17 protein-coding genes, 1 tRNA gene and 1 pseudogene are annotated in these 26,792 nt (G+C 64.1%); 15 read left to right on the top strand and 4 right to left on the bottom strand.

The window, feature by feature from the left end; all coding sequences use genetic code 11:
- The first annotated feature begins 270 nt into the window (after nt 1–270).
- From KIH73_RS08950 to KIH73_RS08930, 5 genes are all read left to right on the top strand, one after another.
- Nucleotides 271–2,013, top strand: a complete 1,743-nt coding sequence (locus tag KIH73_RS08950; RefSeq protein WP_338023992.1) for a sialate O-acetylesterase — start codon at nt 271–273, stop codon at nt 2,011–2,013.
- Between the two features lie 244 nt (nt 2,014–2,257).
- Complete coding sequence (locus tag KIH73_RS08945) at nt 2,258–3,457, top strand: iron-containing alcohol dehydrogenase (protein WP_219082690.1); 1,200 nt, start codon at nt 2,258–2,260, stop codon at nt 3,455–3,457.
- A 1-nt stretch (nt 3,458) separates the two neighbouring features.
- Nucleotides 3,459–4,211 (top strand): SDR family NAD(P)-dependent oxidoreductase, encoded by a 753-nt coding sequence (locus tag KIH73_RS08940; protein WP_219082687.1) that lies wholly within the window; start codon nt 3,459–3,461, stop codon nt 4,209–4,211.
- 84 nt (nt 4,212–4,295) lie between these two features.
- On the top strand, nt 4,296–5,378 hold the full coding sequence (locus tag KIH73_RS08935) for a Gfo/Idh/MocA family protein (RefSeq protein ID WP_219082684.1): 1,083 nt from the start codon (nt 4,296–4,298) through the stop codon (nt 5,376–5,378).
- The gene (locus KIH73_RS08930; protein ID WP_219082713.1) at nt 5,378–6,004 is read left to right on the top strand and encodes a sugar O-acetyltransferase; all 627 of its coding nucleotides are present in this window, start codon (nt 5,378–5,380) and stop codon (nt 6,002–6,004) included. The genes KIH73_RS08935 and KIH73_RS08930 overlap by 1 nt, the downstream gene beginning before the upstream one ends.
- 1,687 nt (nt 6,005–7,691) lie before the next feature.
- On the opposite strand, the gene KIH73_RS08925 is transcribed toward KIH73_RS08930, so the two are convergent.
- Nucleotides 7,692–9,233: a xylulokinase gene (locus KIH73_RS08925; RefSeq protein WP_219082682.1), complete on the bottom strand. Its 1,542-nt coding sequence runs from the start codon at nt 9,231–9,233 to the stop codon at nt 7,692–7,694.
- A gap of 251 nt (nt 9,234–9,484) precedes the next feature.
- Between KIH73_RS08925 and KIH73_RS08920 the strand changes: the two genes are divergently transcribed.
- From KIH73_RS08920 to KIH73_RS08900, 5 genes are all read left to right on the top strand, one after another.
- The gene (locus KIH73_RS08920) at nt 9,485–10,708 is read left to right on the top strand and encodes an ROK family transcriptional regulator (protein WP_219082681.1); all 1,224 of its coding nucleotides are present in this window, start codon (nt 9,485–9,487) and stop codon (nt 10,706–10,708) included.
- A gap of 362 nt (nt 10,709–11,070) precedes the next feature.
- The gene (locus KIH73_RS08915; RefSeq protein WP_219082679.1) at nt 11,071–11,799 is read left to right on the top strand and encodes an ECF transporter S component; all 729 of its coding nucleotides are present in this window, start codon (nt 11,071–11,073) and stop codon (nt 11,797–11,799) included.
- Nucleotides 11,800–12,221: 422 nt separating this feature from the next.
- Nucleotides 12,222–14,879 carry a DUF7604 domain-containing protein gene (locus tag KIH73_RS08910; RefSeq protein WP_219082677.1) on the top strand — a complete coding sequence of 886 codons (2,658 nt, stop codon included), beginning with the start codon at nt 12,222–12,224 and terminating at the stop codon, nt 14,877–14,879.
- 184 nt (nt 14,880–15,063) lie between these two features.
- Nucleotides 15,064–16,836 carry an isopeptide-forming domain-containing fimbrial protein gene (locus KIH73_RS08905; RefSeq protein ID WP_219082676.1) on the top strand — a complete coding sequence of 591 codons (1,773 nt, stop codon included), beginning with the start codon at nt 15,064–15,066 and terminating at the stop codon, nt 16,834–16,836.
- A 116-nt stretch (nt 16,837–16,952) separates the two neighbouring features.
- Nucleotides 16,953–17,480: a hypothetical protein gene (locus tag KIH73_RS08900; protein WP_219082674.1), complete on the top strand. Its 528-nt coding sequence runs from the start codon at nt 16,953–16,955 to the stop codon at nt 17,478–17,480.
- Between the two features lie 146 nt (nt 17,481–17,626).
- On the opposite strand, the gene KIH73_RS08895 is transcribed toward KIH73_RS08900, so the two are convergent.
- Entirely contained in the window at nt 17,627–17,863 is a 237-nt protein-coding gene (locus KIH73_RS08895; protein ID WP_219082673.1) for a hypothetical protein, read from the bottom strand.
- Nucleotides 17,864–18,554: 691 nt separating this feature from the next.
- Between KIH73_RS08895 and KIH73_RS11125 the strand changes: the two genes are divergently transcribed.
- From KIH73_RS11125 to KIH73_RS08880, 3 genes are all read left to right on the top strand, one after another.
- Entirely contained in the window at nt 18,555–22,157 is a 3,603-nt protein-coding gene (locus KIH73_RS11125; protein WP_219082672.1) for a DUF7604 domain-containing protein, read from the top strand.
- 210 nt (nt 22,158–22,367) lie between these two features.
- Nucleotides 22,368–24,146, top strand: coding sequence for an isopeptide-forming domain-containing fimbrial protein (locus KIH73_RS08885; protein ID WP_219082669.1), 1,779 nt, complete (start codon nt 22,368–22,370; stop codon nt 24,144–24,146).
- A 111-nt stretch (nt 24,147–24,257) separates the two neighbouring features.
- Complete coding sequence (locus KIH73_RS08880) at nt 24,258–24,782, top strand: hypothetical protein (protein ID WP_219082667.1); 525 nt, start codon at nt 24,258–24,260, stop codon at nt 24,780–24,782.
- Between the two features lie 96 nt (nt 24,783–24,878).
- Here the strand turns inward: KIH73_RS08880 and KIH73_RS08875 are convergent, their stop codons facing one another.
- Complete coding sequence (locus KIH73_RS08875) at nt 24,879–25,433, bottom strand: hypothetical protein (protein ID WP_219082665.1); 555 nt, start codon at nt 25,431–25,433, stop codon at nt 24,879–24,881.
- Nucleotides 25,434–26,081: 648 nt separating this feature from the next.
- Here KIH73_RS08875 and KIH73_RS08870 point away from each other — a divergent pair.
- Nucleotides 26,082–26,155, top strand: a tRNA-Ile gene (locus tag KIH73_RS08870).
- Between the two features lie 24 nt (nt 26,156–26,179).
- Here KIH73_RS08870 and KIH73_RS10990 read toward each other — a convergent pair.
- Nucleotides 26,180–26,281, bottom strand: a pseudogene (locus KIH73_RS10990) (helix-turn-helix domain-containing protein); the annotation flags it as partial.
- Nucleotides 26,282–26,503: 222 nt separating this feature from the next.
- On the opposite strand from KIH73_RS10990, the gene KIH73_RS08860 reads away from it, so the two are divergent.
- Nucleotides 26,504–26,743 (top strand): helix-turn-helix domain-containing protein, encoded by a 240-nt coding sequence (locus KIH73_RS08860; protein ID WP_219082663.1) that lies wholly within the window; start codon nt 26,504–26,506, stop codon nt 26,741–26,743.
- Nucleotides 26,744–26,792: the final 49 nt, after the last annotated feature.

Here is a 26,792-nt window from a genome sequence, read left to right as displayed (position 1 = left end):
TCAATTCCGGTCATTCCATAGGCCATGGCATTGATGGTGCAAGCCTATGGAATGACCCTTCAATAATAGCGGTGCTTCCCGGGAGTGCCGATGATGCAAGGAAGAGTGGGAGGAACGATGATGATGAACGAGGGACAGGGGACAGTAACGCTTTCGCCGCTGTTCGGCGAAGGGGGAGTGTTGCAGTCTGGCGCCCCGTTGAGCATTTGGGGAACCGGAAGGCCTTGTTCGCGGGTGCGGGTTACCATCGCCGATCAATCGTCCGACGCCGTGGTCAAGGACGATGGCGACTGGGCCGTGCGGCTGGGTCCGCTGGAGCCTGGAGGCCCCTACCGGCTGGAGATGCGGGTCGATGGCGACGCCGAACCGGTGATCGCGCACGACGTCTACGTGGGCGAGGTGTTCGTCTGCGCGGGCCAGTCGAACATGGAATACCAGATGGAGTTCCTGCGCTGGCGGTACCCGTCCGAGTTCACGCGCGAACCCGATCCGCTGCTGCGCCACTGCAAGGTTCCCGTCCGGTTCGACTTCCACGGACCCCGCCGCGACTTCGACGAACCGGTCCGCTGGGTCGGCGCGGCGCCTGACACGCTTGACGAGTTCACCGGCGTCGGCTATTTCTTCGGACGGATGATCCGGCAGTGGCTCGATGTGCCGGTCGGCCTGCTCAACATCACGCTCGGCGGCTCGCCGATCGAATCGTGGATGGACGAGCAGACGCTCGCCGCGTGGCCGAAGGCGCTCGCCGATCTGGAACCCTACCGCGACGACGAGGTGGCCCGCGCCCGCAGCGAGCGGAGCATCGCCGCGATGAACCGCTGGTACGAGGACCTGCGGGTCCGGGAGACCGAAGCTGGCCGGGAGGGCCTGGACCACGGCGCGCTCGATCTTCCCTCGTTCCTGAAGGACGCCGATCCGCGGCTGGACGGATTCCGCGGCGTGATCCATCTGCGCCGCACGGTCACGCTGCCGGCCTACGCGGCCGGACGGCCGGCGGCGCTGCACCTCGGCGCCATGGTCGACTCCGACGAAACCTCGGTCAACGGGGTCAGGGTCGGCCAATCCGAGCACCAGTACCTCTCCCGCGACTACATGGTGCCCGAAGGCGTGCTGAAGGCCGGACGCAACGAGATCGACGTGCATCTGGTCGTCGAACACGGCACGGGCCGCATGACGCCGGGCAAGCACATGCACCTCGATATAGGGGACGACTCCTACGATCTCGACGGCACCTGGACCTACTCCATCGGCGCGCGTGCAGACACGGACTGCCCCGGCGAGGACTTCGTGCGCTGGAAGCCGCTCGGGCTGTACAACGGCATGACCGCGCCATGCGCCGGATACGCCGCGCGCGCCGTGCTGTGGTACCAGGGCGAGTCCAACACCGGCGACGCCGCGGACGACTACGGCCGCATGCTGCGGGCGATGGTCGGCTGCTGGCGCGCGGCGTGGGGCCAGGACCGCCTGCCGTTCCTGGTCGTGCAGCTGCCGGGCTTCTCGATCGACGGCGTTGAGGACGGCGGATGGCCGCTGGTGCGCCGCCACCAGTGGCTGGCGCAGCGCGAGGTCGACGACCTGGTCACCGCGGTCACGCTCGACGCGGGCGACTGGAACGACCTGCACCCGTGGAACAAGCGTCTGGTCGCAGAGCGGCTGTTCGACGCGGCCCGCCGGCTGGTCTACGGCGAGGCCGACGCGCCGCGCCCGCCTGAGCCGACCGACGTGCGGCTGTCCGACGGCCGCCTCGTCATCCGCTTCGACGACGGCACCGGAGCCCCGGGGCTGGGCACGATGGACGGCGCCGACCCCGGCGAGTTCGCGCTGGTCTGGGAGGACGGCTCCGTCTCACCGGTCCCGGCCCGCGTGGACGGCGACACGGTGGCGATCGCCGTGCCGTGGCGGCGCCCGGCGTCCGTCCGGTACGCCTGGCGCAACGCGCCGGACCGCGGCCTGCTGTGCGGCGCGAACGGGCTGCCGGTTCCGCCGTTCGCCCTGCCCATCCCGGCCGCCTAGCCGGGGGCGGTCGGGCGGGCCTCGACCGCGCGCCGCACCCCGATGCCCCCGTGGCGTTCGCCCCGGCGCCGCAACGCCGCTATCCTGTCCACAGCGCACCGTACCGGCACCGCCGCCGCGCCCGCCGGCGGCGCCACCGGCGGCGTCGCACCGGCGCGCGAGCGCGGCCCGCACGGCGCCCGCGCCATCCACAACCCACCCAGCAACCCCCCCACGACCCGGCGTCCGCCGGCAAGGAGCATCCATGCAGAACTTCATATTCCACAATCCCGTCAAGATCTACTTCGGCAAGGGGCAGGCCGCGCACGTCGCCGACGAGGCGGCGGCCGTCCGCGGGCCGGTGCTGCTGGTGTACGGCGGCGGCTCGATCAAGCGCAACGGCGCCTACGACGACGTCATGGCCGCGCTGCGCCGGGCCGGCAGCACGGTGGTCGAGCTGCCCGGCGTGACCCCGAACCCGCGGCTCGACAAGGTCGTCGAGGGCGTGCGGCTGGTCAGGGAGCACGGCGTGGGGCTGATCCTGGCCGTCGGCGGCGGCTCGGCGATCGACTGCGCCAAGTTCATCGCGCTCGGCGCCGGCATCGGCGAGGACGAGGACCTGTGGGACGACTACGTGGAGACCGGCCGGCCCGCGCCGGAGGGCCTCGTGCCGCTCGGCGTCGTGCTGACCACCGCCGCCACCGGCTCGGAGATGGGCGACGCCGCCGTGCTCACCAACCCCGAGCGCAACCGCAAGCTCGGCTACGTGTCGTTCCCGCTGACCCCGCGCTTCTCGGTGCTCGACCCGAGCTACCTGCTCACGCTGCCGGACGAGCAGACCACCTACGGGTTCGTCGACATGTTCTGCCACACCTGCGAGCAGTACCTCTCGCTGCCCGACGACGACAACCTCTCCGACGAGATGGCCGAGGCGATCCAGCGGCACATCCTGCGCTCGTGGCGCGCGTGCCGGCGCGACCCGCGCGACTACGAGGCCCGCAGTAACGCGATGTGGGACTCGACGCTCGCCCTCAACCGCGTCATCTCGCGCGGCAAGGACGAGGACTGGGTTACGCACGGCATCGAGCACGCGATCTCCGCGTACTTCGACATCCCGCACGGCGCCGGCCTGGCCATCGTCCACCCGCACTGGATGCGCTACGTGTACGACGCCAGCCCGGAGGCCACCGCGCGCTTCGCCCGGTGGGCGGTCAACGTGTGGGGCGTGGACGCGACCGGCAAGTCCGCGCGCGTGCTGGCGCAGGAGGGCATCGAACGCTACGTGGACTTCCTGCGCCGCGTCGGCGCGCCGCTGACGCTCGCCGAGGCGGGCGTGCCGAGCGACCCGGCCACCCTCGACGCGCTGGCCGACCATGCCGGCGAGGCCGGCGGCTCGTACCGGCGCATCACCCGCGACGACGCCCGCGCGATCCTGGCCTCGTGCGTCGAGCCGGTGGGGTTCTGACATGGCCGGGACGCATGGGGCGAGCGGCCTGCGCGGCCGGCTGTGCGTGGTCACCGGCGCCGGGCGCGGCATCGGGCGCGCGGTGGTCCTCCGCCTGCTCGACGAGGGCGCGGACGTGGTGGCGGTCAGCCGGACCCGCCGCGGCCTCGACGACCTGGCGGACCGGCCCGGACTGACCGTCGTCGAAGGCGACATGACGCGGCTGTCCGACATCGGCCGGCTCGCCGGGACGGTGGCCGGTCTGGGCCGTCCGGTGCGCGCGGTGTTCCCGGTGGTCGGCGGCGGCCCGGACACCACCGTGTCCGCGTCGGACGAATCCGACTTCGACCTGGTCATGGCCCTCAACGTCAAAAGCGCGTTCTTCACCGTGCAGCGCATGCTGCCGTTCATGGAGCCGGGATCGGCCGTGGTGCTGTTCGCCTCGATCGCCGGGCGGCAGGGCGGGACGGGGTCGGTGGTCTACAACGCCGCGAAGGCCGCGGTCCGCTCGTTCGCCAGGACGTTCGCGGCCGAGCTCGGCCCGCGCGGCATCCGCGTGAACGCCGTCAGCCCTGGCCCCACCGACACCGACGGGTTCGACCTGTTCATCCACGGCGACCCGGACCGGCGGCGCGCCATCGAGGGCATGTCCGCGATGGGCCGCGTCGGGTGTCCGGAGGAGGTCGCCGCCGCGGCGGTGTTCCTGGCCGGCGACGCGGCCTCGTACGTTACCGGCGCCGAGCTGGTGGCCGACGGCGGGTTCCTGGCGACCTGACCGCCGGCGCGGGCGGACGGGCGCCGGGCCGAACCGATGGTGCGGCGGGATCGCACCGGACAGACGAACACAAGGAGGTCAACGATGACTCGACCCTATACGATGGTGGTCTTCGGCGATGGATGGCGCGGCAGGTTCCTGTGCCGCGTGGCCCGGGCCGTGCCCGACATGCTCGACGTGTCGGCGGTCGTCGGCCGCCACGGGGACCGGCTCGACGCGATCGCGCGCGACTACGGCGTGCGCGTCACCACCGACGCCTCGGTCGTGGACGCGCTGCGGCCCGACTTCGCGGTCGTGGCGGTCTCCTGGCCGGCCACGCCGGGACTGGCCGCCGAGCTCGCCGAACGCGGGCATCACGTGTACTGCGAGACGCCGCCCGCCCCGGACCTGGACGGCCTGCGCGGCCTGTGGGACCGTCTGGCGCCGAGGGCCGGACTGGTGCAGGTGGGGGAGCAGTACCACCGCATGCCCGGCCACGCCGCACGCCTCGCCGTGGTGCGTTCCGGCGCGATCGGCGCCCCGAACTCGGTGGAGATCGCCTCGACGCATCTGTACCATGCGGCCGCGCTGATCCGCGGCTATCTGGGCATCGGGCTGGCCCCGGCGACGGTGAACGCACGCTCGTTCACGGCCCCGATGCTCGACCCGCTGCGTTTCGACGGGTGGGAGGAGCGGCCGCGGCCCAGGCCGCTGACGACGCATATCGCCACCATCGACTTCGGCGACGGGCGATACGGGCTGTACGACTTCGTCGAGAACCAGTGGTGGAATCCGCTGCTGGCGCGGCGCGTGACCGTGCGCGGCAGCCTCGGCGAGATCGTGGACGACGCGGTGACGCGGTGGAAGGACGGCGCGCCCGTCCCCTCGCGCATCATGTACCGCCGGCTGGGGCGCGACATGAACCTGGAGGGCAACGAGACGGCGACGGCCAGCTTCGACGGCGAGATCGTCTGGCGCAACCCGTGCCCCGGCTCGCGTCTGTCGGAGGACGACCTGGCCGTCGCCGACCATCTGACCGCGATGGGGCGCTACGCGCGCGGCGAGGGGCCGGCGGTCTATCCGCTGGCGGCGGGCATCCACGACCACGCCATCGGCCTGGCCGTCGAACGGTCCGCCCGAACCGGTAGAGATGAACATGTCACCGACGAAGCATGGATGGAGCAATGATGGCCGCTGATCTCAAGACCCTGCTGGAAACCGACGAGGACGTCCGCCGCCTGTTCGAGGGGCGGCCGATGCAATACCGCAAGTCGCGCTCGCTTCCCGACCTGACGTGGCAGGCGCAGTCGACGTGCGCGCGCATCAACCGGATCTTCTTCGACGAGCCGGACGAGGCGCAGCGCCTGTTCCGCGAGCTGGTGCCGGGCGCCGGCGAGGGGGTCGAGTTCCGACCGCCGATCAACCTGGACTACGGCATCGGGCTGAGCATCGGCGAGCGCACGTTCATCAACAAGGACTTCCTGATCGTGGGCGGCGGGTACATCGAGATTGGCCACGACTGCCTGATCGGCCCGCGCTGCACGATCTGCACGCCGAACCACGCGCTCGACGCCGAGGCGCGTCTCGACGGATGGGAGCACACGATCCCGGTGCGCATCGGGTCGAACGTGTGGCTGGGCGCCAACGTGACCATCTGCCCGGGCGCCAGCATCGGCGACAACTCGATCATCGGCGCCGGTTCGGTCGTCGTCGGCGACATCCCCGCCGACTCGATCGCGGTGGGCAACCCCTGCCGCGTGATCCGCGCCCTGCCCGACGCCGACCCGGCGTTCGCCGAGGTCGAGCCTGAGTGATCGGGCGGGCTGGGACTCGCTGGGGCGGTCGGGCCGGTTGACCGGGTGGGTCGGCTAGGTGACCGGACTGGTCGGGTGACTGGGTGGCCAGATCGGTCGGGTGACTGGGTTGGTTGAGTGACCGGGCTGGCTGGTTGGCCGGGTGGCCGGGTTGGTCGGTGACCGAGCTGGTCGAGTGGTCGGACTGGCTAGGTGACTGTGCTGGTCGAGTGGGCGGACTTATTGGACGACTGGGCTGGTTGAGCGGAAGGGCTGGCCGGGCAGTCGGGTGACTGCGCTGGTCGGATGACCGGGCCGTTTGAATGACTGGGCCGGTCGAGCGAACGGGTTGGCTGGGTGACTAAGCTGTTTGAATGATTGGGCCGGTCGGGTGACCGGGATGACCTGGTGACCGGGTTGATTGAGCGGGCGGGCCGGTTAAGTGACCGGGCTGATTGGACAATCAGAGCGGCTGTGGCAATCAACTCAGTCGGTCCGGACGGGCCGGCTGAAGCGACCATGATGGCGGTGCCGTCTGCCGCAAATCGTTTCGGGAATGCCCGTTCCGCGGTACGGTACTGTGCGTTCAAAATCGCCTCAGAGGGGTTTCGTACCGTGGTACGGTACGGTGGCCGATTGGGAATGGCGGAATATCAGGGTTTTTGATTCCGTACCGTACCATGGTACGGTACGGTGCGGTTGGAACCGAGCAAAAAGGATTGCGTACCACGGCGTGGTACGGTGCGCTTGGAATTTGGCCGAGGACGATTCGCCGGAGGAGTGCCCATGTCCGGTGGCGATGCCGGTCATGCTGTCTGGTCGGATGATGGTGGGATCTTCACGGATATTCATCCAAGGCCGTCCGCTTGGGCTTTCCGAAGAAACCGAACGGCGGTTCCGAACATGGAATGATCCTGAGTGTTCTTGACATCGGAGGTGCCCGCAGATGCCCATCCGGGGATGGCACTGCCGGGCGCCATTGCCGTGGTGAGTTCGGCTGGTGGACGTTCATCCCGGGTGGGGCGCTGCGGAGACCATTGTCGTAATGCGGCTCGGGTCGGCCGAACGGGCGGCGGGGCGCCGCCGAAGCCGCCGCCGCGATGCGTCCGGCCGGCGGATGCCAGTTTTGGCGGGGCATGTCGATTACGTGTAGTGGATTCGGCTCCTTGCGGACACCTATATGCATTAGGTGAGGCGGCCTGGGGCCGTCACCCCGAGTACATGCGGCGGAATACCGCCAAACATACTCGGGGTGCCGGCCCCAGGCCGCCTCACGTAGTCCAGTTGGGTGTCCGCAGACCCCGGAATCCGCTACAGCTAACGCAGATATACCCATCCGCACATTGTGTATTGGCAACGGGCGGGCGCGTCTACAACCTCGTCCGCGAATATGCCCATCCGCACATTGTGCATTGGGTGTGTATCAGCCCGGCACGCCGGACGCGATGCCGCGCGTGGCATGCCGGAGCTGGTACACGCACCGTGCGCCAGCTGTGCAACAGCTGTGTACCAGCGGCGCGTCGGCTGTGCGCCGGTTCCGCATCAACCATGCGTCGCCCCTGCGCCCGCGTCAGCCCCACCTGGGCGCGGGTCATGGTCAGGGTGTCTTTCATGTCGCCCCTGCGCCCGCATCAGCCCCACGCCCGGTTCTGTGTCAGTCATGCGTCAGTCGTGCGTCGCCCCTGCGCCGGCCCTACGCGCCGCGCAATCAGCCGCGCCGGCGCACGTACTGCTCGTACACCTGCGGGGTCGCCTCGCCGGTCAGCGTGGCCTCGACCCTGACCGGCCACGCGGGCGGCTCGGCCTCGCCGGACAGCACCCACGCGGCCTGTCGCGCCGCGCCGATCGCCACGTATTCGTCGGTCTCCGGCAGTTCCACGTCCATGCCCAGGATCGCGGGGGCCAGGGCGCGCACGGCCGCCGACTTCGCGCCGCCGCCGATCAGCAGGACGCGGCGGACCTCGGCGCCCAGGCCGCGCACGAGCTCGAGGCAGTCGCGCTGCGAGCACAGCAGCCCTTCGACGAACGCGCGCGCGATGTTCGCCTTCGTCGTGTTCCTCAGCGTCATGCCGTGCAGCGCGGCCGTCGCGTCCGGGCGGTTCGGGGTGCGCTCGCCGTCGAAGTACGGGATCAGCGTGATGCCGCCGGCGCCCGGCTCGGCCTGCGCCGCCAGTTCGGCGAGACCGTCGTAGTCGACGCCCAGCGCCGCGCAGCCGGCGTCGCAGATGCGCGACCCGTTGATCGTGCAGGCGAGCGGCAGCCAGTGGCCGGTGCAGTCGGCGAATCCGGTGACGGAGGCGGTCATGTCGTAGGCGGGCACGGGGGAGACGGCCGCGGCCACGCCGGAGGTGCCCAGCGAGATGCTCACGTCGCCCACGCCCATGCTCAGGCCCAGCGAGGCCATCGCGTTGTCGCCGCCGCCGGGGCCGATGATGCAGCCGCCCTCGACCGCGCCGCCGGCGATCGCGGGGTCGGCGGTCGCGCCGGTGCCGGCGGGCCCGAGCACGCGCGGCAGCACGATGCCGGCGGCGTCGGCCTCGTCGCGCCCCAGGGCCAGGGCCAGCAGGTCGCGGCGGTACACGTTGGCGGTCGCGTCGAAGTATCCGGTGCCGGAGGCGTCGGAGCGGTCGGTGAACAGGGCCTCGAGGTTGGCGCGGCACTGCTCGTCGTCGGCGTCGTCCGGCAGCGGGCCGTGGCCGGCGATGCGCCAGCTCAGCCAGTCGTGCGGCAGGCAGACGGCGGCGATGCGCGCGGCGACGTCCGGCTCGTGCTCGGCGACCCAGGCGACCTTGGTGACGGTCAGCGAGGCGACGGGGGAGGATCCGACGGCCTTGACCCAGCGCTGCCGGCCGCGCAGCGTCGGGTCGTCGGACAGGCCCTCGGAGCCGATGCCGAGGGCGGCGACGGCGGGGTCGGCGTCGTCGCCGAGCCGGGCGATCAGGGCGTCGGCGTTCGGCGCCGAACGGGTGTCGTTCCACAGCAGAGCGTCGCGCAGCACGCGGCCGCGGCGGTCGAGCAGCACCATGCCGTGCTGCTGGCCGCCGACCGACAGCGCGGCGACGTCGTCGAGCCCGCCGGCCTGCGCGGCGGCGTCGCGGAACGCGCTCCACCAGGCCTCGGGATCCACGCTGGTGCCGTCGGGGTGCCTGGCCTGGCCGAACCGTACGAGCTCGCCGGTCGCGGCGTCGGTGACGCGGACCTTGGTCGACTGCGTCGACGTGTCCACGCCGGCCACCAATACTCTGCTCATTGTGCCTCCTTGCAACGTGCCGCCGCCGGGGCGGGGCGAATGCTGTCGTCGACACCAGCATACCTAAATAGTTAGACGAATGAACTATGAAATGCCATGTACCATGGAAGTAGACAAATGGTTGAACTAAATTCGGAATATGGTTTAACTAAATAGGGGCGGCCATGGCGGCGCACTGTGGCGGCCGCCTGCGCCGAACCGGTTCGACGACACACGCCGACACGCCGCGGCGGCAAGGAGAGTGGAACATCATGGCGGGACTGCGGAGAATCAACCAGGACGACCTGCGCAACCACAACCTGTCGGTGGTCGTGGGGACGCTGCTGCGCGCGGAATCGTCGATGAGCCGCGCCGACCTGGCCAAACGGACCGGGCTGACCAAGGCCACGATGTCGCTGCTGGTCTCGATGCTCGTCGACAACGGCGTGGTGGAGGAGGGCACGCCCAGCGTGCAGTCCACGTACGGCCGCCCCAGCACGCCGCTGGACATCCGCGGCGGGCGGTTCTGCGGCATCGGGCTGCAGATCAACACCGACGGCTACGGCGTCGTCGTGCTCGACCTGGACGGCACCGTCGCCGCCGAGCGGTGGGTCGACGCCGACATGTCGGACGCGGACGCCGACGACATCTTCGCCCGGCTCAACGAGCTCGCGCTCGACCAGGAGTCCGTGCTGCGGGAGCGCGGCTGCCGGATCGTGGGCGCGGGGCTGGCGCTGCCCGGCCTGGTCACCGACGACATGCGCCTGCTGATGGCGCGCAACCTCGGCTGGGAGCGGCTCGACCTCAAGCGCTTCCCGGTGGTCAGCCGGCTCGACGCGGTCGCCGGCAACGAGGCGAACATGGCCGCGCTCGCCCAGATCCCCGGATACGCCTCGCGCCGGCGCGGCGAAGGGATCGTGGGACCGTCCGACTCGTTCCTCTACATGTCGACCGACGTGGGCATCGGCGGCGCGATCGTGCGCGGCGGCCGGGTCGTGGTGGGCGACCACGGCTTCGGCGGCGAGCTCGGCCACGCCTCGGTGGAGATGCGCGGCCCGGTGTGCCGGTGCGGGCGGCGCGGCTGCCTGGAGGTGTACGCGGGGCGGCGCGCGATGGTCGAGGCGGCGGGCATCGCCAGCGGGAACGCGGCCGCCCGGCGCGAGGCCATCGACGAGCTGATCGGACGCTACGGCGCCGGCGACGCGAAGGCCGTCGCGGTGGTGGACAAGGCCATCGAGGCGATGGTCTCGGTGATGGCGTCGGCGATCAACATCTGCGACATCGACACGGTGATCCTCGGCGGGCTGTGGTCGCGCTTCGAATCCGACCTGGCGGCGCGCATGCAGAGCATGCTGCAGCGGCAGGTGCTCGGCTATCCCGAGATCCGCGCGCGCGTGCTGCTCTCCGGCGTCACCGCGCGGCCGGCGCTGCTGGGCGCCGCGGCCGTCGGGCTGCACCGGTTCGTCGAGCATCCGCTGGAGTTCGTCGGCGAGTGAGCGCGGCGGCGGGGCGGCCGTCTTTGCGGTCTGCCGCGGATCCGCCGGCCGTGCCGGGCTGCTGCGGCGACGCTGGCCGCGGGCCGTCGGCGCCGCCGGTTCGTACGGTGCGCGGGGCGGCGGGACCGCCCGGTGAACGTCGCCAAGGCGTCGCGGCGGCGTACGGGGGGCGGGGCGTGCGTGCGCGCTGCGGCCGGCCGATAACGGGTTATCGCCATGGGCGATAACGGCGCGGTATGCCGGGGCGTCGTCTGCTGCTAGAGTGGCCCGTGGCGTTCCCGCCCGAGCTGCACAGGTCAAGGAGCGCCCGCGGGCGACCGCGCCACAGCTGTGTGCAGCCCGATCGGGATAAGGAGCCTCCCATGGCCGAACGCGCCTCGAACCGGCCGGCATCGCCGGCGAACGACGACGTCAGGAACGTCGCCGAAGCATCATCCACTCTTTCGTCTCCCTCCTCTTCGCCTAGCGGCCCGGCATCCGGCGGGAGCCGCGGCGGCTCGGCGAGGCTGCGCTGGCGCGCGGCCGACATCGCGGTCGGCGCGGCGCTCGGCGTGGCCTGCGGCCTGGTGTTCTGGGGATTCAACTTCGCCTACTCGTGGGTCTCCCCGATCCTGGGGGCCATCCTGCCGGGCGTGGCCAGCGTGCTGCACCCGTTCTGGTACTTCTCCGGCACGCTTGCGCTGCTGATCCTGCGCAAGCCCGGCGCGGCCGCGTACGTCAACGTGGTCGGATCGGCGGCCGAGATGCTGCTGGGCAACCAGTTCTCGTTCGGGTTCGTGTTCGCGTCCGCGATCCTGCAGGGCGTGTTCGCGGAGATCCCGTTCGCGCTGACCCGCTACCGGAGGTTCAGCCTGCCGATGAGCATGCTGTCGGGCGCGCTGGTGGCGCTCGAATACGGCGTGTACCTGATGCTGTTCCGTTATCAGGGCGTGGCGTTCCTCAGCCCGCGCGGCATCATCCACATGGTCAGCGAGATCGTCGGCGGCGTGCTCATCGCCGGCGTGATGAGCTGGTACCTGTACCGGGCCATCGCGCTGACCGGCGCGCTGGACCGCTTCGCCTCCGGACGGGCGGTGCGCGGGGGCGAGTAGCGGGTGCCGCGCCGGTCGGATGGCCGGCGTGATGCCATGATGCTGTATCGGGGCCGGTGTCTTGTGAGAGGCATCGGCCCTGTTGTTATTGCAGGGCGGGGGGTATGCGTACGCGGGCGTGCGCGGGTGCGGGCGCGGCTCCGGCGCCGGGCGGGGCGACGGCGTTGCGGGCGCGGCGGTGGGTGGTTCGGGAGACGGTACGGGGATTTGGAAGCGCTGGGATACGGGGCGGAGTTGGTGGTGAGTTGAGGGCCGGAAGCCCTACTTACACAATGTGTTCCACGGATATGTAAGGGGATTGTTAGGGGGTATGCGTATTAGGGGGTTCGGGGAGTTACGGGGGTAGCTTCGTATCCATACGACTCATGTCGGACGGCACTCCGTGGTGTCGGCCGAGGGACCACGAGACGGAAGGGACGAATATGAGGCAGAAGAATTTGCTTAGGGGGGGGGGTATCCGTTCTAGGCTGATCGCTGCTGTGGCGGCGTTCGCTATGATCGCGGTCGGCGGCCTGACCGCGACGGCCCTTGCCGATGACCAGGATGGCAACCGAATTGACGATGCGTCCGTGCGGACGTCCGGTGAAACCGCGGCCGATACGACGACACCCGCGGTCCATAAATACGTGAAGGACAACAAAAACGGGACATACGACCTGAGCTTGGACGTGACGGGTGTGACCGGCAAGGACGTGAAGCCCGTGAACGTCATCTACGTGCTCGACGAGACCTACAGCATGATGTGGAAGATGGACGGCGATTATCCCGATAGGGAGAAGGGTGAGGGTGATAACGCCCCGAATCCGAAGGGCGATAGCCTGTGCGCTGGCGTGCGCGGTGGCACCGTGGAGACGATGACCGAGCTGTGTAAAGCCAGGGAGGAACCGCTTTACCGATATTCGTACGACCGGTTCAATGCGGCCAAGCAGGCGATTAAAGCGCTGAACGATATGCTGATCGCCTCATCGAACGTCGACGTCAAGACCGCGCTTGTTCAATTCGCCGGGCAGGAAGAATCCGCTAAGACCACGGATTGGAAGAGTTTGGAATCCGGCTATAACCTTCCCACGTCGGAGTTCAGCACATTTGCCTCGGGCACGAACTACGTCGATGCGCTCGAAGCTGTGAATGATTTGCTTGGCGACAAGCCGGCCCATGAAAAGGTTGAGGGTGCGGATGCGGATTCTGTGCAGACGGTGGTGGTGTTCGTCACCGATGGCGAACCCAACTACCCGCGGAAAAAAGGTGGTTCAGAGTCGGAGAAGGATAAGTATGCCGCCAAGCAAGCCAAAGACGCCCTCGAGGAACTTCATTTGAAGAGCGGCGACCGGTTCTACGCGGTCGGCGTCGGTTCCGACGTCGGCGATACGTTCCTCAGTCAGTTCGCCGCCTCCGCGCCGAAAGGCGTGGAATCCTCGTCGACCAAGAGCGGCAATGTGGATGAGCTCGTTGCGTATTTCAAGGACATCGCCGAACAAATCGCCGGCCCCGATGTCCGCGACGCGATGATCGTCGATCAGCTGAGCGAGTACGCACAGGTCGTCAAGCCGGAGACTGTGCCCACCGTGACCATCACCGACGCCAACGGTGGAAATATCGAGGTCATTTCTCCCTCATCGCTGGTTAAGTTGGCTGACGGCTCCATAAGCGGCAAGTTCATGTTCCAGGAGACCGCGGCAACCGCCGAAAACACTCTTACCTACACGTACCATCCTGCGGGCACGTATGAGGACAACGAGCATCCGGTCGTCACACTTGAATTCCCCGACAACTATCAGTTGACTAAAGACTGGACGTACACACTCACCTATCAGATTGAACCCACCGCAGCCGCCTACACGTACTACGCGCAGCACGAGAAGTCGTACCCGCATACAGGCGACTCCGATACCGACGCGGAAGGCAATCACACATCCTCTGAGCAACAGGGTTTCTACTCGAATACAAATGCCACGTTTACATACGTCGCGAATGATGAGAACGAATCCGTGGACTACCCGCATCCGGTCATCCAGGCGCCGTCCGTCCCGGCGGTCATCCAGGTCACCAAGGACCTGGATGGGCGTTCCGACTTCGCCGGTTCGTCGTTCACATTCACGCTCGAACCCGTGAACGGCGCGCCCATGCCCGCCGGTGAGGATGGGAACAAGGTCTCGTCACTCACTCTGAACATCAACATGGATGGCAAGACCAAACAAACCGACTCGTTCGATGCGATTCCGCTTCCATATGGCAAGGCCGGCGATTACACGTACACCGTTAAGGAACAGCAGGGCGACGTGACTGGTCTCGTCTATTCGAAGGCTGAATACCGGGTTGTGATTCATGTCGACGAGCAGGGAGAAGTCACTTACACGTACACAAGAACGAAGAACGATGCAGGTGCCGGCGATAACAGCGTCGAGGAAACCGCGGTGTTCGTCAATTCGCCTACGACTGGCGCTGGTGGGCAGATGGTCCGTAAATATATCTCGGGTAGGGACTGGCAGGAAGGTGACTCGTTCACGTTCCGCATCACGTACGCCGAATCCGCCCCTAATGATGGGACGCCGATTCCCGAACCCTACAGCGACTATGGTGAGGTTCGAGAAATTGACGATACGACATGGGATGTCACGCTTCCCTACGACACAGACCATTGCGTGTCGGCCTCGAATGGCGTCGATTCCTATTGTGACATGGGCCTCATGTTCGTCACTACGTATCCCATCCACGATGGAAACCACGAATTCACCTACATGATGGCCGAAGAGGACGGGGATGCCGCTGGTATGCAGTACTCCAAGGCTGAATACGAACTCAAGGTCACCGTTGTCAAGACCGATCTTTTCGAATCAGGTTTTAGCGTGAACTTCTTGCCTAGACAGATTCGTGATGATGATGGCACGCAGATTGACGAGTCTGGACCTTCGACCCTTGCCGCGGAAAAGCCAATCACCTTCACCAACACGTTCACCAGTGTGACCGCATTGCCGCTGACCGGTGGCGACACGACCTCGCGAAACATCATGCTTGCGGGCGGCGGCGTGCTGATGCTCGCCGGTGCGGCATGGCTGTTGGCGCGCAGACGCCGAGTCTGATGCTCTGCCGGGCGGCGCGAGTCGTCCGGCCCTCCAAGGAACAGCGTTTAGCTGGCTTCTTGTCCCTACCCACAAAGATTTCCCGCCTGTCTTCCGTCTTCCCGGATGGGTTGGGGAAACCGATAGGGAAGACGACATGGTTTCCATAACACAATTTTCCCTAACGGGAGAAATGGAGAACAACATGAAGGGAACAATCAAACGGGCGCTCGCCGGCATCACGGCCGCGGCCGTTGCCGCCGCGGGCCTCGCGGTGGGGGCCGTCACGGCGAGTGCTGCACAGTTAACGCTGACTCCGGCGACAATCACGCTTACTGGAGGTGCCGAGAAGCTGCGCGGACATAGTTTCAAATATGTGAAGCTGGCCGATTATTATGCCAATGATGATGGTCAGCTGTCTGTTAAGACCGTTGACGTCAAAAGTGTCAGCAGCGTTATCGACAAGGCGCTTGACGACGCGACGGATGATAGCTCAACGTGGGACGACGACGATACGAACTCTGATCCGATGCTGTGGGTGGCGCTCAACATGCAATCTTCTGTTGAGGCGCCTTACGCCGGTGAATTGCGTAACTTTGTGAATGGATTGGCTAGCTTGGAGAGCACGGTGGAGTCCGCTCAGGTGACAATTCCAACAAACTACGCTGAGGATACTTACCCTATCGCCATGAGCGAGCCGGGAATCTATGTGCTCTTCGACCAGTTCGAAACTCAGAAAGGCGAAGACGGAGAGACGATTACAAAGTCTCTGCCGATCCTTATTGGTACCAAGGTGATGAACGGCGACGCTGTTTATAAAGACATGGACGGTACTATCGAGATTAAGAACTCCATTGATACCTTTGATAAGGGTAAGGTCGACGTCAATCAGGACGGTCAAGATGAGCACTATTCGATTGGTGATGAGGTTCCGTTCTATCTGACTACGCCGGTGCCTACTACCACCAATATTCCTGGATATTCTCTGGCCTTTGCGGATAAGCCTTCGACTGGTCTGACAATTCGTGCTAATACACTGCAGGTGTTCATCGATCTCGATGGCGACCGAGTGCTCGACCGGGACACGGACGTTCTTCTCACCAAGGATACCGATTACAAGGTTGACGGTTTTGGTGTGACCGGTGCCGAGGACCTTGTGGGCAACGACGACGATGACAATGCAAAATTCACTGTGACCATGACTGACAAGTGGCTGTATGGTGAGCATCAGAAGTATGCAACGAAAGACCTTGTCGTAACCTATACCGGTTTCGTCAACGGCGATGCGCCAGAATTAGGACCGGACAATGACGCAAAGGTAACGGATAACGGCAATATTCGTGAGGACTGGGATTCCGTGGAGCTTTCTTGGTTCCGGTTCGAGAAGACTGATGCGTTTGGTAAGGGACTTGCAAATGCAAAATTCCAGATTAAAAGAGAAGGCGAACCTCTGAATTTGGTGTGCACCAGCCCAGGTGACGAAAAGAATCCGGCGGTGTATCGTTTGCATGACGGTGTGGAAAACACTTCTTCAACGAATACTGTGGTGACTCCGGCTTCTGGCAAAGTCAAGATTCAGGGCATTGCAGCTGGTGAAATGTTGACTGTGGAGGAGACGGAAGTCCCGAACGGTTATCTGAAAGATTATCGTTCATCTTTCATCGTCGAGGTTGGCGGTGATTGGTCTCACTTCAGCCCAATTGACGATGAACATGGTCTGGTTACCGTGATTAAGGGGAATGAAGATTCCACCGATTCGTGTAGGATGCCACGTTCTAGCGATTCGTCGGAGTCTCGTGGAGTTGGACTGAACCCGATGTGCGCGGTAAGGGTCATGAACGTGCAGAGCGTTTCGCAGCTGCCGAAGACCGGCGCCGCCGGCATCACCATGTTCGTGGTGCTCGGCCTGCTGATCGCCGGCGTGGGCGTCACGGTCTACGTCAAGTCCCGCGGCGTGCGCAACGCGCTGCGCGGCTGACGCCGACGCTGACGCAACCAGCCACACCTTGACCGGTTGATGGTGGAAGAAGGGCATCGGGCGTTCCTCGGAGCGCCCCGTGCCCTTCGGCTCCTTTGGGGACGGAGAGAACGAGCATGGCGAACAGGTCCGAGACGATGTTCAGCGCCCGTGAGATGCGCTACCTGCAGTCGCTGCCCGCGGTCGAACGCGTGTCGCAGAAGCGCATCCAGTACACGGAGGAATTCAAGCGCGACTGCATGCGGCGGTATCGCAACGGCGAATCGCCCGCCAAGATCTTTCGCAGCGCCGGCCTGGACACGGCGCTGATCGGCTACAAGCGCATCGAACGGTGCTTCGCGAGGTGGCGTCGGACCGAGGAAGGGGACGACGACGGGGGAGAGGCCCCCAACCAAAGCGGTTTCGAGGTGTCCCAGACCGACCGCTGGGTCGGCCCCGCGATGCCGCCGGTCAACGACGGCCGCTACTTCACGACCCGCGACGACACGGCCCCCGATTCGATGGACCTGCAGACCTGCCTGCTCGTCGTCGCGCAGCAGGCCCGGCGGATCGACCAGCTGGAGCACAAGGTCAAGCAGCTCGAGCATCGGCTGGAGGGCGACGCGGCCGGCGGCGACGCCCCCGAACCGGCGTCGGCTGTATAAAACCGGTCATATAAAACCGGGTCGTATCAAACCGGCTGTATCAGCCGGCCGTATCAAGCCATTTCAGGCAGACGGAAGTCCGGCCGTCTGCGGTACCGCGCCCGCGGCGCCATCCCCATGATCGGCGGCGCCGCGGGCGCGTCGCGTCACCGCTGGGCCGACAGCGGGGTGTCGGACAGCGCCCACCCCTCGACCACGCGCACGCCGACGGGCTCGGGGTTCTCCTTGAACGTGACGAACTCCATGGTGTTCTGCAGCGTCTCCTCGCCGGTTTCGAGGTTCCTGATCGTGACGGTGTAGCGGATCGCGCACCAGTTGTCGCGGATGATCATGTTCTCGAACTGGCCGAGTTCCATCGTGTAGTGCTGGAACAGCTGGCCCATCATGTCCTTGTACTGCTGGAGCGTCAGGCGGTGGCCGTAGACGTTGTAGTGCGCGTCCGGCTCGTAGAGCGTGTCGCACCATTTGAGCCAGCCGTCGTAGCCGCCGTTCCAGTTGTTGAACCCGTTGAACGGACGGTCCTCGCTCTTCTGTTCGATGTTCTTCTCGGTCGGTGCGGGGTTCTTGATTTTGGTGGCGGCCTGGTGTCTCCTTTGAACTGTGGTGGTGTTGCCTGGCTTCCTGCGAGGCTGTCTCCGATCGTGCCGCTTTTGTGTGTGGTGGGTGTCGGGACACTGTTAGGGGGACGTTAAGGTAAGGCTTGGTTTGCCGGTGGATGCGGCGCGGCGGGCGACTGCGGGGATGGGCGGGCGTGCGTCTGTGCGCGGGTGGCGGTTATGCATGACTCGCTCCGACATGGTGGGTGACATCGAGGTCAGGGAAGGTCGGGGAAAGTTGGTGGTGTGTCGTAGTCGCCGACCCTTACTCCCGCAACGCGAAAGCCAAATTTTCGCGGGGGTGTGGAAGTGGTATGAAACGGGGGGATAGGGGGATGTCAGGGGGTAACTTCGTTCCCAAAAGAATCGTTTCGCCGGGGCGGTCGTGACGTGCTCCGGTGGACAGGAGGACGGAAGGGACGTACATGATGCACAGCAACAACCTCGGGGGGGGGGTATCCGTTCCAGGCTGACCGCCGTGGTCGCGGCGCTGGCGATGCTCGGCACCTCGGCGATCGCGGGCACCGCGGTCGCGCAGGACATCACTCCCGCTGACGGCGGCGAAAGCCGGACCTATACCGCTGCTGCGACCGCCGATGACGGGAGCCTGGTCGATGTGAGCGTGGACGCGCCGACGGGCGCGCTGCCCGATGGCGTGACGCTCGAGGCGTCGATCGTGCAGGTGGACGACGCGATCGTGGAGGCCCTTGACCGGGCCGATGCCGCCGCCGACGGCGTGATCGCGCTCGACATCCACTTCAGCGACGGGAACGGCGACGAGGTCGAACCCTCCGAGCCGGTCGACGTGAGGATCGAGACGCCGCAGACCATGCTGGGCGACGATGTGGACGCCTCCACGATTCAGGTGCGCCACCTGTCCGAGGACGGGGACGGCAACATCGTCGCCGCCGACACCGTCGCCGATGCGGCGGACGAGTCCGAGGGCACCGTCGCGGTGGACGATGGCGCGGCCGCGCTGTCCGAGGATGCGCAGGCGGATGACGCACAGAGCGTGGTGACCGCGGAGTTCACCGTCGACTCGTTCTCGCACTTCACGATTACGTGGGGATCCCATACCACCAGTCGGAATAGTGTGACGGTTTACTACGTCGATGAGAAGGGCGATGCGATTCAGGGAAGCCAGAGCGAAATCGTATATGTGAACGACAAAAGTTGGGTCAACCTGGATTTCTATGGTACGGATATTTCCGGCTATACCTATCAGGGTGCCCATTTGAACAAGTATAACGGTACTGCTGCCAGATGGGTGCGGTACAGCGGTAACAGCTGGAGGTACTCGGACGGTGACTCTCGGCCCGGGAATAATAATACCGAAATCTCATGGGCTACTACCGGTGTTCGTTCTATTTATCTTGTTTACACTTCCAATTCCACAGACCCGGAGGGGCCGGTCAAGGTCTACGTATACGTAGCCGCTATCGGTCTGTCCGATGAATGCCTCAATTTGCTCGGCATCGAGCCTGAAACAAGAGATGCGAACGGTTACTTCCCTGCCGGCGAGATCATGCTGGATCCAAGTTATTTCGACGGTAAGGCCGGAGTCAACACCCCGGGCCAGCCTCTAATTAACAGTACGCAGGATTGGAATCAACTAGTTGCTGCTTTGAGCAACATGGACACCACGACTCTTGTCGACCAAACGAACTGGAACTATTCCGGGGCGTGGGACGACGGCAAGAAAGATTATTCAGTAAATCAAAACAACCATGTTGGTGATTACCTTGCCCAAGCGCGAGGGGATACCGGCAAAACTTGGGGTTCCCAAAGTACGGCTCTGTTCCGGTGGCACCTTGACCCGTCGCAAGTGGGTAACGCGCATTATGGTTTCGAGGATCAGTCCGTCCAGTACCATCTCGATCTGTTCTTCACGACCAACAAGATTGATTTTGTTTACGGCAACAATAAAATCACTTCGGGTCCTGCGCAAGATGGGAACACAGCCGATACTCGTACGTACATCACCGGCTCGGAGATTCAATATCCCGAAGGCATCGAGATTCCCGACGACTGGTATATCGACGGGTACTACGCCGATGCCGATTTCACCACCCTGTGGAATGATTTTGGCAAGCCTCTGACCGAGGACACAACAGTTTACATCAAACTGACCAAGAACCCAGTCGAGACCATCACAATCACCAAGGAGATCGCGGGCACGACGGTCGCCGACCCGGGCAAGGCATACACGTTCACGATCGAAACGCACGACGGGATTGTTACTGGGCAATCTTACAGAACGTCGGATGGTGATGTTGCGTTCCAGCAAGTTGCTGGTGGAATCTACAGGGCAGAGGTTCGTGTGACCGCAAGCTCCAAGAACGGCGCGGACGGCACGGTTGTAATCTACGGGCTGCCGGGCACGGCATCGTACACGGTGACCGAAGATGAATCGAAGGCGGCGCTTGACGGCTATAACCTCAGCGTCTCGTACACGGTTGACGGCGAAGACGGCAACGTAGTGGAGCCGGCAGACAACAACAATATGGAACGCACTGTAGCCGTGACCAACAGCTATGTCTATTCGCCTACCGTGGAGCTGCCCGAGGCGGACCCGTCGATTCGCAAATACGTCGACGCCAACGAGGACGGGACCTACGATCTGAGCCTGGACGTGACCGGTACGACCGGCAAGGATACAAAGCCCGTGAACGTGCTGTACGTGCTCGACGAGTCGTACAGCATGATGTGGACCATGGAGGGCGAATATCCCGATAAGGATCAAGGCGATGCGGATGAAGATCCGAATCCGCAGGGCGATAATCCTTGCGCCTACGAGGAAAATATCAAGCAATGCGATCCAGGCACATTGTATGAATATTCGTTCGAGCGATTCGACTTGGCGAAGAACGCGATCGATGGTCTGAACGAAATACTCGCGCAGATTCCCAACATTGATGCGCAGGTTTCCTTGGTCGAATTCAGTGGAACCACCAATACGAGTAGCTGGGCAGAATTGCCGTCAGACGGTCACATGACTTTGCCTGAGTCCGAATGGCAAAACTTCAACAGCGGAACAAATTATCGGGATGCGCTTCAATCGGCTCAGAGTCTCGTGCGAACTGCCCGTGCTGACGATGGTCAAGGACACGAGGCCGAGACGGTGGTCGTGTTCATCACCGATGGCGAGCCCAACAGGCCCAATGATGGAGATCCATTGAATGCCGCCATAGACGCCGCTGGAAATCTTACGTGTGACCGGTTCTATGTGGTTGGCGTTGGTGGGGAGGCCAGCGAAAATACGCTGCAGCAAGTCACTAACGGTGCTAGCGGAGTCCCGCAGAAAGATTACCTGGCGAATGGTGATGCCAGTAATATGCTCACCTATTTCGCTGGAATTGCCAGTGATATTGCGGGCGAGGACCTGCACGACGTCATGATTGTCGATGAGCTGAGCGAGTACGCGCAGCTTACGGCCCCGAGCGCGGTTCCCGTCATCACCATTACCGACGCGGAGGACAGTTCCATTAATGTCAGTGGACCCGATGCGTTGACGCAGGTAGAAGGCGCAACCAATGGCGTAATGTCGGGGCAATTCACGTTCGCCGATAAGACGACTGCCTCCGGCGAAGCGGGAACTCAGACGCTGACGTACACGTATTACCCGGCAGGGACCTACGGTGACGGTGACAATGCGCATTCGGTGGTGACACTCGAGTTTCCGGATGAGTATCGCCTGACTGATGGGTGGACGTACACGATCACGTTCACCATCGAGCCAACCGACCAGGCGTACGTCGACTACGCGCAGAATAACGGCTATCTCGATGCGGGCGGCAAACAGATTCTGGGCGACCAAGATACCGATGCGGAGGGCAATGCGACCTCGTCGAACAAGCCCGGCTTCCATGCAAACACGCAAGCCACGCTCCACTACACCACGAATGAGGCGGTCAAGGACAAGACGTACCCGCACCCGGTCATTCAGGTGACCATCACGCCGGTGTCCGCGCTCCCGCTGACCGGTGGCGACACGACCGCAAGGAACATCGTGCTCGCCGGTGGCGGTGTGCTGCTGCTGGCCGGTGCGGCGTGGCTGCTGGCCCGGCGGCGTCGGGTCTGATCGTTCTCGGCCGGGCGGCCATGATGCCGTCCGGTCCCGAGGCCGGTCCCTTGACCGGACTCCTGTCCCTATCCACCAGAGGTTTCCCGCCTGTCTTCGTCCTTCCGGATGGGTTGGGGTGAAGTCAGGAAGGACGAAAGCAAACCATCGATTTCCAAAACAGTCATCCCGTTCCCGTGAGGGGATGGGGGAGTTAAGGAGAAAAGAACCATGATGAAGGGCATGTTGAAGAGGTGCCTGGGCGTAGTGGCCGCCGCGGCGATGGCCGTGACGGGCATGGCCGCCCTGACCGTCACCGCCAACGCCTCGTCGGATACTCTGGCGACGATCACAATCAACAATGCACAGCCGGGGCACACGTATACGGCGTACCGGTTCGCCACGTTTAGTGATCCTGAACGGTCTAACACGAACAACAGTGTCTACGTGGACGTGAACACCGTCACCGAGGAAGGCAACAATTGGACGTCGGTTCTGACGGCTGCGTTTAGTGGTGTTACAAGCGACGGGACCGATGAAGGTACTCCCTATGTGCTTGGGGACGTGTATGCGTCGAATCCGGCCGCCGCGATTGCCACATTGTCGCCGGCGCAGCTGCGCCAGTTCGCCGATGCCCTGAGCAACACGTCGATCGCTGCCATGGCCCCTGCCGATTCGTACGCCGTTACCGGCACGGATCCTCAGGACGTCGTCCTTGGCGGCGATTCCGATGATACGCTGCTCGAGGGCTGGTATATCGTCACCGACACCACGACCGTGAATGGCGAGACGGTGTATCATCCGATTGCTATCGTCGCGACTAATATCACCCCCTACGTTGAAGGAGGCGGTACCGTGACGGTCAATCCTGGCGACGGCCAGCTGAATATCAACGATTTGGGCGTGGTGAACGCGAAGACCGTGACCGAGCCCGCAGGGCAGCCGGAGAAGGATGCATACGACGAGGACGACAGCCAGATCGATAGCGTCACCGTGGAAGGTGAGGTACAGGACACCGATACTGGTACGGTGAACATCGGCGATACGGTGAACTTCACCGTGACCGACACCATTCCCTCCGATGCCAATGCCTACGATAGCTATGAGTTCACGTTCTTCGATCATGCGTCCAAGGGCCTTGACCTCGATGAGAATTCCTTCGCGGTGTATGTGGATGCCAACAACGACAACACTTATGAAACCCGACTTGATGGTGCCACGGCGACTTTCGTGATGGGCGGAGACCCCACGGACGCACCTGATGGTTCCGATGCGACTAATACTACGGTCACTGTTGTCATCGATACCTTGGACGGCCAGAACTATGCCGGCAAGAACATCCAGCTGCAGTACTCGGCCGTGGTGACCAGCGACGCCGAGGGCGGCCAGACGCAGAACACCGCGTCTGTATCTCATAACGGCGGCGCCACGTCCGATGGCGACACGGTGACATTGAAGTACGGCGAGTTCCAGTTCCAGAAGGTCAACAAGGAAGACGCCGGACTTGCGGACGTCGTGTTCAACGTGTACGAGGGCGACCTTCTCGAAGACAATGATCTTTCCGATGACACTGCCCTGACGTTCTCGCAGGAACAGGATGAGGATGGTGCGGCCATCGGCGGCGCCTATGTGCGCGACGATGCCGGTGCGGCGGATATCTTGACCGCCGATGACGGCATGTTGACGGTTCGCGGTCTGAAGGACGGCACCTACACGGTTGTGGAGACCAGCAATCCGGACGCGCAGTACGCGACGAACTACTACGCGAAGTTCACCGTCACCGTCACGAACGGCGTAGCCGTTGTGAATGCGAATGACGCGAACCACCTTGTGACTCCTGCGCAGGGTGAGGGCGTCGCGACCGTGCTGAACGTGCGTGGCGTGGCCGAGCTGCCGTCCACCGGCGCCGCCGGCATCACCGCGTTCATCGTCCTCGGCCTGCTGATCGCGGGCGCGGGCGTGACCGTGTACATGAAGTCGCGCAACGTGCGCCGCATGATGCGCGCCTGACGGCACAAGCCGTTCGCGCGGCTCGCAATGAAAACACCAGGGTATGGGTCCCGGCGCCTCGTCGCCGGCCCATACCCTCTGCCGTATCCGGCACGGAAATGAGGGAAACCGATGGCCAACAGATCCGAGACGATGTTCAGCGCCCGCGAGATCCGCTATCTGCAGTCGCTGCCCGCGGTCGAGAGCGTCACGCAGAACCGCATCCGCTATACCGAGCGGTTCAAGCGCGACTGTATGCGCCGCTACAGTGAAGGTGAGTCGCCGGCGAAAATCTTCCGTAGCGCGGGGCTTGACTCGTCGCTGATCGGCTACAAGCGGATCGAGCGGTGCGTGGCCCGGTGGGGCAAGGAAGAACAGAAGCGCCGCGCCGAGTCACCTGAGGACGACGCCATGGACCTGAACATTCCCGAGGGCGAGCGGTGGGCCGGCAACGGCACCCCGCCGGTCGGGGACAGGCGCCGCGATCCGGACCACGGTGAGCTGGACGCGCAGACCAAGCAGACGTTCGACCTGATCATTGCCCAGCAGGCCCGGCGCATCGACGAGCTCGAACGCAAGATCCGCCGGCTCGAAAGCCACCTGAACGACCGCAAGCAACAGGAGACGCAGGAGTCGGAACCGGACGGCGAACAGTGACGAGCGATTCCGCGTGACGCACTCATATGGCGCGGCAGACCACGGTTTGTGCAGCGGAACCGTCGGTACGGGCAGAAAAGATACAGAGTCAGCCGCTCAGTCGGTCATTGCCTCGACATCCTCCGTCGTCAAAGTCTGCGGAAGACTGTCGCCGGACTGCATGTCGACCCGCCGGAAACGGGCGCCGTCCGCCGGCGGGTCGCCCTCCTGGGTCGTGTCGGCCGCGACGTCAACGGCGTCCATGGCATACAGGCCGGCCGTGGCGCCGGTGATGTAGTACTGGTCGGCGAGTTCGCCGTCCAATCCCGAATGCACCAGGAAGAGCATGACGGTGTCGCCGGACGACATGAGAAGGTCGGAGTCGCTCTGCTCCGGGGAGCCGGTCTGCCGCACGGCGACGGTGTCGCCTCCGGCGTCGCCCTTGATCGTCGTCAGCACCCTCACGTCGGCGAGCGTGAAATCGGTGGTGTCGTCAAGGTCCTGCACGGTTCTGGTGTCGCCGACCGATCCGACGACGATGAGGTCGCTGTCGTCCGCCATCTGCTCGGTCGATTGGTACAGCTTGGCGCGCGACGTCTCCGTTCCTGTTCCGGGCTCGGTGGTGCCGGCGTCCGAACCGCAGGCGCCGAGAACGAGCGATGCGAGCAGCATGGCGCAGATGCCGATTCCTTTGCCGATGCGCATGAGAACCCCCTAATACGGCTCGAGATAGCCATTGATGGCGGCGGATAAATTGCGGACACCATTACGATAATCACGATATACCGCCGAGACGTTGGCGTGCATGGCGGTATTGGTATCCGAGCGCCTGATCCCGACCATGAAGACGCGTTCATGCAGTCATCGTGCTTTTTCATCTTGGAGTGGCTTGTGGGGAGGGGCATGAGCGGTTTTTCCCGGTCAACTCGATGCCGTTCGCCGTCGATTCGGGGCTCTGCTGGTTTTGGCTGGTTCACGGTTCGGAGGCGGATGATCCTGTGAACTGGAACGATATGGAATGCACATTTCCGCACATCGACATCGGCGGAATACCGGGCGCGAATGTTCGATTCGGCCGTGACGCCGGTTCACAGGATCGCCCTCCTCCATCCTGTGAATTAGGAAAACGCTGTACTTCCAAGAGCTTCGCACCGACATGCGCGGACATCCGCCCGCATGCGCCGGCATCGGGTACCGGTGGAGACCGACGGAAACGCACACGCGACGCGAACCCAGCCATGGCGCCATGACACCGTCCTGTCGCCACACCGCCCGTGTCTCCTCGCCTCATGCTACAATCATCGTTGCCTATACGGCGGCGGGGGTGTAGCTCAGTCGGTTAGAGCATCGGACTCATAATCCGCCGGTCCAGGGTTCAAGCCCCTGCGCCCCCACAAGTTGCTTGACACCAAAGCTTCGGGTTCCATGTGGAAGAAATCCGAAGCTTTTTCTATATCGTCTAAGTTCCATCGAATTTTCCCGCTGAATTTCTGGGAAAGACTTGAAGTGGCGATGCCCATGGCGTGGGCCATGTCCTGTTGCGTGGTCTGCTTGATCGCTAGCAGGACGCGAATGTTGTAGCTCACGCGGTCCTGTAGTGTTTTGCCTGTCTTTTTGCCGGATGTGTTCGGCTGCACCATTGTCGCTGTCATGTAAATTAGATTAGCATATACCAAACTTGCAATCAATAAAACACAAATCCGATTTGCATATGTTGCTGCAAGGTGCTATAGATATTCGTCATGACGAAAAGTGATTCGTATAATACAAATCTGTTTTATGAACGCATAAAGTGCATGCTTGTGTTGCGTGGCATATGGCAGAAAGATGCAGCCCGTGCCCTGGGAATCTCTAGCGCGTCGTTCAGCGACAAGCTCAAGGGGGATATCCGTTTCAGCGCGGATGAGATCGCCAAGCTGGCCGACCTGTTCGGCGTGTCCACGGACGTGCTGCTCGGCCGTGAACCACTGGAGGTGGTGTGATGTTGGTGCTTGACCGCCAGAACGGCAAGGTGGCCGTGGCGTCGGCGAC

Source organism: Bifidobacterium phasiani (genome assembly GCF_019331775.1).
Taxonomy (GTDB): domain Bacteria; phylum Actinomycetota; class Actinomycetes; order Actinomycetales; family Bifidobacteriaceae; genus Bifidobacterium; species Bifidobacterium phasiani.
The sequence above is the reverse complement of the archived record's forward strand: the minus strand, read 5'-3'. Positions and strand labels throughout refer to the sequence as shown.

What these genes read in the sequence shown, in the direction of transcription:
- KIH73_RS08880 (WP_219082667.1), top strand. Translation starts at nt 24,258, where the DNA reads ATGGCCAACAGATCCGAGACGATGTTCAGCGCCCGCGAGATCCGCTAT.
- KIH73_RS08885 (WP_219082669.1), top strand. Translation starts at nt 22,368, where the DNA reads ATGATGAAGGGCATGTTGAAGAGGTGCCTGGGCGTAGTGGCCGCCGCG.
- KIH73_RS08895 (WP_219082673.1), bottom strand. Translation starts at nt 17,863, where the DNA reads ATGGGCCAGCTGTTCCAGCACTACACGATGGAACTCGGCCAGTTCGAG.
- KIH73_RS08900 (WP_219082674.1), top strand. Translation starts at nt 16,953, where the DNA reads ATGGCGAACAGGTCCGAGACGATGTTCAGCGCCCGTGAGATGCGCTAC.
- KIH73_RS08940 (WP_219082687.1), top strand. Translation starts at nt 3,459, where the DNA reads ATGGCCGGGACGCATGGGGCGAGCGGCCTGCGCGGCCGGCTGTGCGTG.
- KIH73_RS08905 (WP_219082676.1), top strand. Translation starts at nt 15,064, where the DNA reads ATGAAGGGAACAATCAAACGGGCGCTCGCCGGCATCACGGCCGCGGCC.
- KIH73_RS08915 (WP_219082679.1), top strand. Translation starts at nt 11,071, where the DNA reads ATGGCCGAACGCGCCTCGAACCGGCCGGCATCGCCGGCGAACGACGAC.
- KIH73_RS08925 (WP_219082682.1), bottom strand. Translation starts at nt 9,233, where the DNA reads ATGAGCAGAGTATTGGTGGCCGGCGTGGACACGTCGACGCAGTCGACC.
- KIH73_RS08920 (WP_219082681.1), top strand. Translation starts at nt 9,485, where the DNA reads ATGGCGGGACTGCGGAGAATCAACCAGGACGACCTGCGCAACCACAAC.
- KIH73_RS08935 (WP_219082684.1), top strand. Translation starts at nt 4,296, where the DNA reads ATGACTCGACCCTATACGATGGTGGTCTTCGGCGATGGATGGCGCGGC.
- KIH73_RS08930 (WP_219082713.1), top strand. Translation starts at nt 5,378, where the DNA reads ATGGCCGCTGATCTCAAGACCCTGCTGGAAACCGACGAGGACGTCCGC.
- KIH73_RS08860 (WP_219082663.1), top strand. Translation starts at nt 26,504, where the DNA reads ATGACGAAAAGTGATTCGTATAATACAAATCTGTTTTATGAACGCATA.
- KIH73_RS08945 (WP_219082690.1), top strand. Translation starts at nt 2,258, where the DNA reads ATGCAGAACTTCATATTCCACAATCCCGTCAAGATCTACTTCGGCAAG.
- KIH73_RS08910 (WP_219082677.1), top strand. Translation starts at nt 12,222, where the DNA reads ATGAGGCAGAAGAATTTGCTTAGGGGGGGGGGTATCCGTTCTAGGCTG.
- KIH73_RS08875 (WP_219082665.1), bottom strand. Translation starts at nt 25,433, where the DNA reads ATGCTGCTCGCATCGCTCGTTCTCGGCGCCTGCGGTTCGGACGCCGGC.